13 protein-coding genes are annotated in these 12,463 nt (G+C 35.0%); 6 read left to right on the top strand and 7 right to left on the bottom strand.

Annotated features, from left to right (window positions below; all coding sequences use genetic code 11):
* Positions 1-142: 142 nt before the first annotated feature.
* Positions 143-598: a GAF domain-containing protein gene (locus ABD963_RS11340; RefSeq protein WP_345277083.1), complete on the bottom strand. Its 456-nt coding sequence runs from the start codon at positions 596-598 to the stop codon at positions 143-145.
* A 67-nt stretch (positions 599-665) separates the two neighbouring features.
* On the opposite strand from ABD963_RS11340, the gene xrtF reads away from it, so the two are divergent.
* The 6 genes from xrtF to ABD963_RS11310 all read left to right on the top strand — a co-directional run bounded on the left by xrtF (position 666) and on the right by ABD963_RS11310 (position 7,188).
* On the top strand, positions 666-1,217 hold the full coding sequence (gene xrtF / locus ABD963_RS11335) for an exosortase family protein XrtF (RefSeq protein WP_345277082.1): 552 nt from the start codon (positions 666-668) through the stop codon (positions 1,215-1,217).
* Entirely contained in the window at positions 1,210-1,638 is a 429-nt protein-coding gene (locus tag ABD963_RS11330; RefSeq protein ID WP_345277081.1) for an exosortase F system-associated membrane protein, read from the top strand. The genes xrtF and ABD963_RS11330 overlap by 8 nt, the downstream gene beginning before the upstream one ends.
* A 59-nt stretch (positions 1,639-1,697) precedes the next feature.
* The gene (locus tag ABD963_RS11325; RefSeq protein ID WP_345277080.1) at positions 1,698-2,111 is read left to right on the top strand and encodes an HYC_CC_PP family protein; all 414 of its coding nucleotides are present in this window, start codon (positions 1,698-1,700) and stop codon (positions 2,109-2,111) included.
* Between the two features lie 65 nt (positions 2,112-2,176).
* The gene (locus tag ABD963_RS11320; protein ID WP_345277079.1) at positions 2,177-4,570 is read left to right on the top strand and encodes a heavy metal translocating P-type ATPase; all 2,394 of its coding nucleotides are present in this window, start codon (positions 2,177-2,179) and stop codon (positions 4,568-4,570) included.
* Between the two features lie 3 nt (positions 4,571-4,573).
* Positions 4,574-6,823 (top strand): TonB-dependent receptor, encoded by a 2,250-nt coding sequence (locus ABD963_RS11315; RefSeq protein ID WP_345277078.1) that lies wholly within the window; start codon positions 4,574-4,576, stop codon positions 6,821-6,823.
* A gap of 11 nt (positions 6,824-6,834) precedes the next feature.
* Entirely contained in the window at positions 6,835-7,188 is a 354-nt protein-coding gene (locus tag ABD963_RS11310; protein WP_345277077.1) for a heavy-metal-associated domain-containing protein, read from the top strand.
* Positions 7,189-7,251: 63 nt separating this feature from the next.
* On the opposite strand, the gene groL is transcribed toward ABD963_RS11310, so the two are convergent.
* The 6 genes from groL to ABD963_RS11280 all read right to left on the bottom strand — a co-directional run bounded on the left by groL (position 7,252) and on the right by ABD963_RS11280 (position 12,463).
* Positions 7,252-8,883 carry a chaperonin GroEL gene (groL, locus tag ABD963_RS11305; RefSeq protein ID WP_345277076.1) on the bottom strand — a complete coding sequence of 544 codons (1,632 nt, stop codon included), beginning with the start codon at positions 8,881-8,883 and terminating at the stop codon, positions 7,252-7,254.
* A 79-nt stretch (positions 8,884-8,962) separates the two neighbouring features.
* Complete coding sequence (locus tag ABD963_RS11300; RefSeq protein WP_345277075.1) at positions 8,963-9,238, bottom strand: co-chaperone GroES; 276 nt, start codon at positions 9,236-9,238, stop codon at positions 8,963-8,965.
* A gap of 143 nt (positions 9,239-9,381) precedes the next feature.
* Complete coding sequence (gene secG / locus ABD963_RS11295; RefSeq protein ID WP_345277074.1) at positions 9,382-9,738, bottom strand: preprotein translocase subunit SecG; 357 nt, start codon at positions 9,736-9,738, stop codon at positions 9,382-9,384.
* Positions 9,738-10,667 carry a hypothetical protein gene (locus ABD963_RS11290; protein WP_345277073.1) on the bottom strand — a complete coding sequence of 310 codons (930 nt, stop codon included), beginning with the start codon at positions 10,665-10,667 and terminating at the stop codon, positions 9,738-9,740. The genes secG and ABD963_RS11290 overlap by 1 nt, the downstream gene beginning before the upstream one ends.
* Positions 10,667-11,176: an LPS assembly lipoprotein LptE gene (lptE, locus tag ABD963_RS11285; RefSeq protein ID WP_345277072.1), complete on the bottom strand. Its 510-nt coding sequence runs from the start codon at positions 11,174-11,176 to the stop codon at positions 10,667-10,669. Before lptE ends, ABD963_RS11290 begins: the two co-directional genes overlap by 1 nt.
* A gap of 18 nt (positions 11,177-11,194) precedes the next feature.
* Entirely contained in the window at positions 11,195-12,463 is a 1,269-nt protein-coding gene (locus ABD963_RS11280) for a sigma-54 interaction domain-containing protein (protein ID WP_345277071.1), read from the bottom strand.

Below are 12,463 nucleotides of genomic sequence, written 5' to 3'. Positions count from 1 at the left end.
TGGTGGTGTGTTATTTTTAAAATAGTGTGCTTTAGTTAAAATTATTAAGCATTGCAAAAGTACTTATTTACTTTAAAAAAATGAGTGAAGTATTATTGAAAAACGTGTTCTTTTTTCAACTAAAAAAGCAAGTTGTTAACAACTATAAAATTTCAGCAACTTTAGCACAAACAAACTCCAAAAAGCGTTCATCGGCTTCAGTGAATGGGTCTGGTGTGTTGGAGTCTATATCAATTTGACCAATATTTTCACCATTTACAAAAATGGGTACTACAATTTCAGCCTTCACAGTAATACTGCAAGCAATGTAGTTGTCTTGGGCCGATACATCTGGCACCACAAAATTTTGGTTGCTAACCGCCACTTGTCCACAAATACCTTTTCCGAACGGAATGATGGTATGATCGGTAGGTGCACCAACATAAGGACCCAGTTTTAGTTCCTCTTTATCGCCATTCCTGAAATAAAAACCCACCCAATTGTAATAGTCAATGTGTTTTTCAAGTAGTTGGCAAATGTTTCGTAAACGTTCGTCAACTGTTGCTTTCGAGTTATTTACAATGGTTTCTATTTGAGGTTTTAGCGATTCAAAAGTCATGTTATCAAAAATTTTTGGTAAAAGTATTTAAAAAGGTGTAAATTCGATATTCTGTTTTTATATTTTTTTGAAGGCACTTTTTATAAAATACAAGTCCGTTATTAAATTCATACTTACATTTTTGTTGGTATATGGTGTCTTGTCGTGGGGTTATAAATTTTATTTGCAATTTTCTGATGGCTCCAAATTTTACCCAGATTATATGACCCATTTAGTTGCAAAGCAAACCAAAGTGCTTTTGAATGGATTTGGTTACGATGCTCAAATAACGCCTCATCCTAATGAACCCTCGATGAAATTATTGATTAATGGAAATTATTTAGCCAGAATTATTGAGGGTTGTAATTCCATAAGTGTAATTATTTTGTTTGTCTCTTTCATTATTGCCTTTTCTGGTAAGCTAAAAACAACATTTTTTTACGTGCTCTCTGGAAGTGTTTTAATATATATAGTGAATTTATTGCGCATTGTTTTATTGAGTTTGGGTGTGTACCACTGTCCCGAATATGCTGATTTTTTACACAGTGTGGTTTTTCCGGCTATCATTTATGGGATGGTTTTTTTATTGTGGATTTTTTGGGTGAACCGATTCTCTAAATTAAAACAAAAGCATGCATAAAGTAACTAAATACATATGGCTTGCGTTGTTATTTGGATTGCTGATTTTAATTCGGTTTTTAGAAGATGATTTATTTTACGATCCTTATTTAACATTCTTCCAAAACGACTATTTGTATATTGATAGTCCACGACGCGAAGTTGCCAAATTAGTAGCTTTTACAACCTTGCGTTATCTATTAAATACGATTATTTCGTTGGGCGTATTGTTCGTGTTTTTTAAAGATAAAAGCATCGTGAAATTTTCGGCTATACTATATACCATAGCGTTTGTTATCCTGATGCTCATTTATTTGTATTTTGTTATTAACCCAAGGCAAGAAGATTATTATTTGTTTTTTAATATTCGTCGGTTTTTAATTCAACCTATCATTTTAATTCTCTTATTACCAGCTTTTTACTATTACAGGTTAAAGCAGTAAAATGTTAATCTAATGGTAAAACCCCATGTTGTAATATACATTTTTTGTAACTTTGCAACGTGATAAAAAAAATATTACATAAAAGTTTTTCTGTGGCTTTGGCACTTACCGTGTTAATGTCTACGATGTCTTTTACCATTCAAAAGCACTATTGCGGAAGTATTTTAGTTGATACCGCTGTTTTTTCAAGTGCTGAAAAATGTGGTATGGCGATGTCTAAATCAGAAGCAACTAAGATGAAAAAAATGAATTGTTGTAAGGATGAGGTTAAAGTTGTTAAGGGACAAGACGATTTAAAAGTAAACACTTTTGAAGACATACAATTTCAGCAACAACAATTTTTAACAACATTTATTTTTACTTACATAAACCTATTTGAAGGATTACCACAGCAAGTTATTCCTCATAAAGATTACTCTCCTCCCAATTTGGTCGCCGATATACAGGTTCTCGACCAAGTTTTTATAATTTGATAATTAGACTTCTATTTCTGTGATAACAGGAATTTTACTGTCTTAACTTTTCAAATTATTATATCATGAAACATACATATAAAATTACAGGAATGACCTGTAATGGTTGTCGGGCCCACGTTGAGAATGCTCTCAATAAAATCGAAGGTGTTGTAAATGCACAAGTCGATTTAGAAAAAGCTGAAGCTTTCATAGAAATGGAAAAGCATATTACCATTGAAAGATTTCAAAAAGCTTTGGGAAACCATTATGGTATTCATTTGCCTGGGGAAGAAAAAAAGAAGCATTCACTTCACAAAAAGGAAAAACAAGGAGAGGGCACTGGTGTTTTTTATTGTCCCATGCGTTGCGAGGGAGATAAAACTTACGATAAACCCGGTGATTGTCCTGTTTGTGGTATGGACTTAGTTGAAGAAGTGAATTCTTCAGATAATGATGATTCTGCCTATTCGAAACCTTACAAGAAATTGCTCAAAAAGTTCTGGATTTCGGTAGCTTTTACACTACCTATTTTTTTAATAGCCATGTCTGAAATGATTCCAAACAATCCGTTGTACAACATTTTAGATTTAAAATATTGGAATTGGATACAATTTGTATTGTCGCTTCCAGTGGTGTTTTACACCACTTGGATGTTTTTCGAGCGCGCCTATAAATCCATAAAAACTTGGAATTTAAACATGTTCACCCTCATAGGAATGGGCGCGGGTGTTGCTTGGTTATTTAGTGTTTTTGGGTTGCTTTTTCCTGAGATATTACCTAATCAATTTAAAACCGAATCAGGAACGGTTCATGTTTATTTTGAAGCCGCTACCGTCATTTTAACGCTCGTTTTGTTGGGGCAATTGTTAGAAGCTAAAGCCCATAGTAAAACCAATTCTGCAGTTAAGGAATTACTCAAATTAGCACCTAATAAAGCCATAAGAGTTGTTGATGGGGAAGAGAGGGAAATTTCAATTAATGATATAAAGAAAGGTGATTTGTTGCGCGTAAAACCAGGAGATAAAATTCCAGTTGATGGTATTATTACAGAAGGTGAGAGTTCTGTAGATGAATCCATGATTACAGGAGAACCTGTTCCAGTCTCAAAGCGTATAGATGACAAAGTTCATGCTGGAACTATAAATGGGAAACAATCCTTTTTAATGGAAGCAGAAAATGTTGGAGAAGACACGTTGCTTTCTCAAATTGTAAAAATGGTAAATAATGCCAGTAAAAGTAAAGCACCCATTCAAAAATTGGCCGATAAAATATCGGGGTATTTTGTTCCCATTGTGGTGGCAATCTCCATCATCACTTTTATAATTTGGAAATTTCTTGGACCAGAACCTTCCAATGTTTATGCTTTGGTAAATGCCATTGCGGTATTAATCATTGCGTGCCCATGTGCATTGGGTTTGGCAACTCCAATATCTGTTATGGTTGGTGTTGGTAAGGGCGCAAAATCTGGCGTACTGATTAAAAATGCCGAGGCTATTGAAAACCTAAATAAAATAGATGTTCTAATCATTGATAAAACAGGAACCATTACTGAGGGAAAACCTTCCGTGGAAATGTTGAAAAGTGTCAACAAAGATTTTGATGAGTTAAAGGTGATTCAATACATCGTTTCCTTGAATAAATTAAGTGAGCACCCCATTGCAGAGGCCACAGTAAAATATGGAAAGGAAAAGGGTATTAAAACTCTTGAAGTCAAAAATTTCAATTCCATTACTGGAAAAGGAGTTAGCGGCATTATTGAAGGAAAAAAGGTTATCCTTGGTAATGAGAAACTCATTGAAGATTCCAAGATTTCAATTTCTGAAGATGTAAAAAAGGCTATTTCAAAACAGCAAAAATTAGGTAAAACAGTTCCTATGCTTGCCGTAGATGATACTATTGTAGGTTACGTTGTTATAGCTGATAAAATCAAAGAAAGCAGTAAAAAAGCCATTTCAAAATTACAAGAAAAAGGTATTGAAGTGATTATGCTTACTGGGGATAATAACGATACAGCAAAAGCAGTTGCAATCGAAATGGGATTGAGCCATTTTAAATCTGAAATACTTCCCGAAGGTAAACTACACGAAGTTGAGAAACTTCAAAAGGCAGGAAAGCTTGTAGCTATGGCTGGCGATGGCATTAACGATGCGCCTGCTTTGGCAAAAAGTGATATTGGTATTGCCATGGGAACGGGAACCGATGTTGCTATAGAAAGCGCCCAAATTACCCTTGTAAAAGGAGATTTACATGGAATTGTAAAAGCGCACAATTTAAGTGAAAAAGTAATGAAGAATATCAAGCAAAATTTATTCTTTGCGCTTTTTTACAACAGTATTGGAGTGCCTATTGCGGCTGGTATATTGTTTCCATTTTTCGGAATTTTATTATCACCTATGATAGCTGCAGCAGCTATGAGTTTTAGCTCGGTTTCTGTAATCACCAATGCTTTACGTTTAAAAAACATAATTATTGATTAACAAATGAAAAATCTATTATATATATTATTAATACTTCCTGCGGTTTTCTTTTCACAAGAAAAGATTACAGGAATGATCATGGAGGCCAACGACAGAAATGAGCATATCGGTTTACCAGGTGCCAATGTATATTGGCTAAACACGGAAGTTGGCACGGTTACCGATTTAGATGGTAAGTTTACTCTCGAGTACAAAAAAGAGTATTCAAAATTAGTCATAAGTTATGTTGGTTTTAAAACCGATACCTTAACTATTAAAGAACCAAAAATGGTACATCACTGGTTGCAACCAACTGATAACTTGGATGCCATTACACTAACCTCAAGAAAGCAGGCTACAACCAAGTCCTATTTAAGTTCTTTAAATGTTACCAATGTAAGCAGTGACGAGTTGTTGAAGGCTGCTTGTTGTAACCTTTCGGAAAGTTTTGAAACCAATCCATCAATCGACGTTAATTTTGCCGATGCCGTAACCGGAGCGCGACAAATAAAAATGTTGGGTCTTACCAGTCCTTATATATTAATTGCTACAGAAAATATTCCAACAGTTCGTGGCGCTTCACAAGCCTTTGGACTGAGCTTTATTCCTGGAACTTGGGTAGAAAGCATCCAAATTACTAAAGGCGCTGGAAGTGTGGTTAATGGTTTTGAAAGTATTGCAGGACAAATTAATGCGGAATTAGTAAAACCTTCTACTGACGATAAATTGTTTGTAAATGCCTACGGCTCTGTAAATGGTCGTTTTGAATTAAATACACATCTCAACACTATATTGTCAGATAGGTGGAGCACAGGGTTGTATTTGCACGGTAATTTAAGAGAGGAGAAGTTTGATAGAAATGGAGACTCCTTTTTGGATATGCCATTACAAAAACAAATTAACATCATGAACCGTTGGCAATATACAGACACCAAAAATGGATTTGTAAGCTTTATTAATTTTAAATTTTTAAATGATGAAAAGCAAATGGGACAAATTAGTTTTAATCCAGAAACCGACAAATTCACAACAAACGCTTGGGGTAGTGAAATTGATACCAAACGTTACGAAGTTTCGGCAAAATTTGGTTATGTGAATCCAGATGTTCCTTGGCAAAGTTTAGGGGTACAAACGGCGTTTAGTAGCCATAAACAAGAGTCTTATTTTGGGTTTAATCGATATGATATTACTCACAATAGTCTTTACACCAATGCTATTTATAATTCCATTATTAGCGATTCTCGTCATAAGATTAAAACAGGAGTAAGCTATACGTATGATCAATATGATGAAATATTAGCGGTACGAAATTTAGATTCAAATTATGAAAGAATTGAACGCTCTGTTGGTGCTTTTTTTGAATATAATTATGATAATCTTGATAAATTGAATTTAACCGCTGGAGTTCGAATAGACAATCATAATTTATTGGGAACTTTTATAACTCCCCGATTACATGCACGTTATACGCCTTGGGCGAAATCAGCTTTAAGAGCCTCATTCGGTAGAGGTATACGCAGTGCCAATATTTTTGCTGAAAATCAAAACATGTTTGCTTCATCGCGAGAGATAAATATTTTAAATACAACCGGAAATATTTATGGGCTTAATCCCGAAATTGCTTGGAACTATGGCGTGTCGTTTTTACAGGGTTTTAATCTATTTGGAAAAAAAGCCGATGTGACTTTAGATTTTTATAAAACGGATTTTCAAAATCAAATCGTTATCGATTATGAAAACCCATTGGAGGTGAATTTTTATAATTTGGATGGAAAAAGTTTTGCTAAAAGTTTTCAAATAGAGTTTAATTATAATGCTTTTGAAAATTTTGATTTGCGAACAGCTTATAAGTACTATGATGTACAAACAGATTATAATTCGGGAAGATTGGAAAAACCATTAACCCCTAAACACCGTTTATTTGCGAATGCTTCCTATGAAACCAATAAAAATGACCGTGATGCTCAATGGAAGTTTGATGCTACATATAATTGGTTGGGTACCCAGCGATTTTCATCAACAACATCCAATCCAATACCATATCAATTACCTCAGCGGACACCTACTGTGGGCACTTTAAACGCTCAGGTTACTAAAGTGTTTTCAAATACATTTGAAGTATATTTAGGAGGTGAAAACATAACCAATGTAAGGCAGCCAAATCCTATTTTAGCTGCAAATGATCCATTTGGTTTGAATTTTGATACTAATTTTGTATATGGTCCTATTTTTGGAAGCATGTATTATGCTGGGCTTAGATTTAAATTAAATTAAAAACAATAAATATGAAAAAATTAATGATTTTAACGATGCTATTATTAGCAACAACAACCTTTGCGCAAAATAAAAATGCCAAAGCCTCCATTGAAGTGGATGGGGTTTGTATGATGTGTAAAGCAAGAATTGAAAAAGTATGTTTAAGCACTAAAGGGGTAAAAAGTGCTAACTGGGATGTTAAAACGCATGAATTAAAACTGTTTTTTGATGAAAATAAAACCAATTTAAAAACCATTCAAGCGAACATTGCATCAGCAGGTCATGATACCAAAGCTATTAAAGCTACTGAAGAAGCTTACAATAAAGTAAATGCCTGTTGTAAATACAGAGATGAGCAAGTTGTGAAAGACCATCAAAATTAATACAAAAACCCTGAGTAAAACTCAGGGCTTTTTTTATATAAATTGCGTAACGCGATTTTCGACTTACATCATTCCTGGCATACCCCCACCCATGCCACCTGGCATCGCAGGAGCCTCTTCTTTAATATCAATTAAGGCACATTCGGTTGTTAAAATCATGCCTGCTACGGAAGCTGCATTTTCTAAAGCAATACGTGTAACTTTTTTCGGGTCTATGATTCCTGCTTTCAGCATATCTACATATTGTTCAGATTTAGCATCGTAACCAAAGTCTTTTTTACCTTCCAATACTTTATTAATTACCACACTACCTTCACCACCTGCGTTTTCAACAATGGTACGTAATGGTGCTTCTATAGCTTTGTTCACAATTTGAACACCAGTGGTTTCGTCTAAGTTTTCAGTGGTTAATTTTTCTAAAACAGCTTTAGCTCTTACCAAAGCAACCCCACCACCAGCAACAATACCTTCTTCAACAGCTGCACGAGTAGCATGTAAAGCATCATCAACTCGGTCTTTTTTCTCTTTCATTTCCACTTCACTTGCAGCGCCCACGTAAAGAACTGCAACACCGCCAGCCAATTTAGCTAAACGTTCTTGTAGTTTTTCCTTATCGTAATCACTTGTTGTGGTTTCAATTTGAGCTTTTATTTGGTTTACACGAGCTTTGATATCTTTAGCATCTCCTGAACCGTTTACAATGGTGGTATTGTCTTTGTCAACTGTAACAGTTTCAGCTGTTCCTAACATACTTAAATCGGCATTCTCCAAAGTAAACCCTCTTTCTTCAGAAATTACGGTACCACCAGTTAAAATAGCTATATCCTCTAACATAGCTTTACGTCTGTCTCCAAAACCAGGTGCTTTTACAGCAGCAATTTTAAGACCACCTCTCAGTTTGTTAACCACTAAAGTAGCCAAAGCTTGTCCGTCTACATCTTCTGCGATGATTAATAGTGGACGGCCAGATTGAGCTACGGGTTCTAAAATTGGAAGAATTTCCTGTAAGTTGGATATCTTTTTATCAAATAGTAAAATGTATGGATTTTCTAAATCAGCAATCATTTTATCGGCGTCTGTAACGAAATAAGGTGATAAATACCCTCTGTCGAATTGCATTCCTTCAACAACATCAACGTAGGTATCCATACCTTTGGCCTCTTCAACAGTAATAACCCCTTCTTTACCAACTTTACTAAAAGCGGTAGCTATTAATTCGCCAATAGTATCGTCATTATTGGCAGAGATTGCAGCGACTTGTTTTATTTTTTCAGAGGAATTACCAACTTGTTTGGCTTGTTTTTCAAGGTCTTTGGTGATGGCTTCAACGGCTTTGTCGATTCCACGTTTTAAATCCATTGGGTTTGCACCAGAAGCTACGTTTTTTAAACCTTCTTTTACGATGGCTTGTGCTAAAACGGTAGCAGTAGTAGTTCCGTCACCTGCTAAATCGTTGGTTTTAGAAGCAACTTCCTTTACCATTTGTGCACCCATATTTTCATGAGCATCTGCTAATTCAATTTCTTTTGCAACGGTTACACCATCTTTGGTTACTTGTGGTGCACCAAAACTTTTACTGATTATCACGTTGCGTCCCTTTGGGCCTAAAGTAACTTTAACTGCATTTGCCAATGCATCAACGCCACGTTTTAAACCGTCGCGTGCTTCAATATCAAATTTTATATCTTTTGCCATTTTATTTAGTTTTTTTATTTTGCCTTTAGCACTTTGCTATATGCAATATTTAATTATTAATTTTAACTCTATAAGTAATTTAAACAATTGCTAATATGTCGCTTTCGCGCATCATCAAATAATCTTTACCGTCAAGTTTAAGCTCTGTTCCTGCATATTTACCATATAAAACAGTGTCGCCAACTTTTACGGTTATAGGCTCGTCTTTGGTGCCAGGTCCGGCAGCTACAACGGTACCTTTTTGTGGTTTTTCTTTAGCGTTATCTGGAATAATAATTCCTGATGCTGTTTTAGTTTCAGCGGCAGCTGGTTCGATTAGAACACGGTCTGCTAATGGTTTAATGTTTAAGCTCATTTGTGTATATTTTTAATTTAAAAATTAGTATTAATGATTATTGATTTAGCTAAAAATGTGCCAATACTTAGGGACTGACAAACTTTCAGAAACAAAAAATGCCAACTGGAAAAGTTGGCATTTTTGTATTAATATCTTTCTGATTAATTTCCTGTTGAATCTGCTGGAGTAGCAGTGTCATTGGACGTAGCAGACGGAACTACAGGCAAAGGTTGCGCTGTTGTTGCATCAGGATCTAATGCTTTTGAATCTACAGTTTCTGAACCTCTGTTAATGGCTACATTGGATAGTAAAATTAATACTAAAAGTAAAGTGGCCAAAGTCCACGTGCTTTTGTCTAAAAAATCGGTTGTTTTTTTAACACCACCTAATTGTTGGGTACCACCACCACCAAATGATGATGATAAACCTCCGCCTTTAGGGTTTTGAACCATTATTACTACTACCAGTAAAAATGCCACTACCACTATTAGGGCTAAAAATATTGTAAACGTACTCATTATTCTTTATTATTTTGTTCTTGTAATTGTTCTACTGCTTTAATTTGGTTTGCAAAGAAACTACTTTTTTCTGGATATTTCAAACTTAAAATCTTATAAGATTGAATGGCTTTTTTGTAGTTTTTTTGTTCGACGTAAATGCGCGCCAAGGTCTCTGTCATTAGAGCCTCAGGTTGTATCATTTGTGCTTTGGCCAAATTCCCTTTCAGCGATACTGGTTTGGTAGGACTTATTTTTGGGTTTTCACTAATGAATTTATCAATTAACTCAAACTTCTTTTCTTTGTCTAATGATTCTGTTGCCTTAATTTCCTCATCACTTTTTGATGCCCTTTGGATGGGTTTGAAACGCGTAAGCTTTAACCATTCATTGAAAGAATGCGTTTCTTTTTTATCAAATTGAAGCGGTTTGCCTAAACTTAAAATCTCCTCTGCAGTAGGTTCTGGCGTTTTGGTTTTAGTAGTGATATCTTCAATAGTTTCAGATTCATCTAAAATAAACGCTTTACTGGGGCGTGCTTCTTTGGGTTGAAAAAGAGCAGGATCCAAAACACCATCAGTGTCTTTAATTTGTTGCTTTAAAGCGTCATCTATTTTTACACTTTTTCTAACAGAAATATCTTCAACATCAACATCAATATCTTTCAAATGGGCTATATTTTGTTTTATAAATTGTGATATTTCATTCTGTAAGAAAGCCTCAGATGTAATATAATCAAACAAAATACTCCTATCTGTAGTATAAGCTGCAGTCGTTTTTAATTCTTGGTTGTATTTAAAGCTACTTTGGTCTTTTAAGCCTTTTAAGTAAACGGCTCTAGCCGAATGAAAGTATGGAAATTCTTCGATGATAGATTTTACAGCTTCGGTTTGCTCGGGCGTGATAGCTTGTGGATGTTGGATGATATTTGTAAAATCTGTTTTATTCATTACCATTTAGCTAAAGTAGCATTGAAAATATCTTGTGTGATACGTTCAAAAATTTCCTCGTGGGCAGTGGCCTTTTGGGCACCAACAAGTTGGTCACTTCCCGGATAATCATAAAAAAAGGAAAATGTTTGTTCTAAATCATCCTCTTCATTTTTTCTATTAAAAAAACGCAACTTCACAGAAACGGTCAATCTATTTTGTGCTGCTGTATTTTGTGATGTTGCTGTGGTTGGTGAAATCCTATAATCGGTTATTTCTCCTTCATAAACCAAATCGCCACTAGAAGGCACTAGGACAAGGTTGGTTTGATTTTGTATTAAATCTTCCAAGGCTATTTTAAAATCTCGCTCGAATCCTGGTTCAATTAAGAGTGCTGTATTTTCAAAACGGTTAACTTGGTAGGTTTGAGTGCCTGCTGGTATAGATGCGCCTGTAAATGAATAAATACCGCAACCAAATAACAAAATGCTTAAAGCGAAAAAGGAAAAGTATATAAAGTATTTTTTCATGTTTATTAAACGATTGAACTATAAATCGTATTGTTTTATTTTTCTATACAAGGTACGCTCACTTATGCCTAATTCTGCAGCCGCTAATTTACGTTTTCCATGATGGCGTTCAAGCGATTTTTTAATTAATTCCAATTCTTTGTCCTGTAAAGAAAGCGTTTCTTCTTCTTCAATTTCCTCAGCAAAATGATATTTATCCAGATTTGTTTCAACATCTTCCACTTTTTGATTGTGTTCTGGTATTGAAATTACTTCTGGGGTATCGGTAGTGTCTTCATAATCTGTATCTTCATCATTCGCATTCCCATATATCTTTTGAATTAAACTTTCATTGTTTTTTTCAACGTCCTTAACATTTCCATGTTTCATAAGTTCCATGGTCAATTTTTTCAAATCGTTGAGGTCGCTTTTCATGTCGAAAAGGACTTTATAAAGAATTTCACGCTCACTGCTAAAGTCACTTTCAGATTTTGATGTTTTAATTACCGCTGGCAAATTAGTGCCCGTTGAAGGTAGATAGCTTCTTAAAGTTTCAGCAGAAATGGTTCTGTTCTGCTCTAAAACTGAAAGTTGTTCGGCGATGTTTCGTAACTGACGAATGTTTCCGCTCCATCTGTACTTTATAAGCAGTTGTATGGCGTTATCGGTTAATTTAACCGTCGGCATTTTATATTTTAAAGCAAAATCGCTAGCAAATTTCCTGAATAATAAGTGAATGTCTTCTTGACGTTCGCGAAGTGGTGGTAAGTGAATATCAACGGTACTTAAACGGTAAAATAAATCTTCTCGAAATTTCTCTTTTTGTATAGCCTCAAACATATTTACATTTGTGGCTGCCACAATACGCACATTAGTTTTTTGGACCTTGCTTGAACCTACTTTTAAAAACTCACCATTTTCTAACACACGTAACAATCGTACTTGTGTAGTTAGTGGTAGTTCTCCTACTTCATCCAAAAAAATTGTGCCACCATCGGCTACTTCAAAATAGCCTTCACGTGTTTGAGTGGCACCCGTAAACGAGCCTTTTTCATGACCAAAAAGCTCACTATCTATAGTGCCTTCTGGAATGGCGCCACAGTTTACGGCAATGTATTTATTGTGTTTTCTATGCGATAATTGATGTATAATTTTAGGAATACTTTCTTTACCAACACCGCTTTCACCAGTTACCAACACTGAAATATCAGTAGGTGCTACTTGAATCGCTTTTTCAATGGCACGGTTTAGGGCTGGCGAGTTACCAATAATTCCAAAACGTTGTTTTATTGCTTGTACTGATTCCAT

This window comes from Litoribaculum gwangyangense, assembly GCF_039543505.1.
Lineage (GTDB): Bacteria > Bacteroidota > Bacteroidia > Flavobacteriales > Flavobacteriaceae > Litoribaculum > Litoribaculum gwangyangense.
This window is presented reverse-complemented; position numbering and strand designations above follow the sequence as displayed.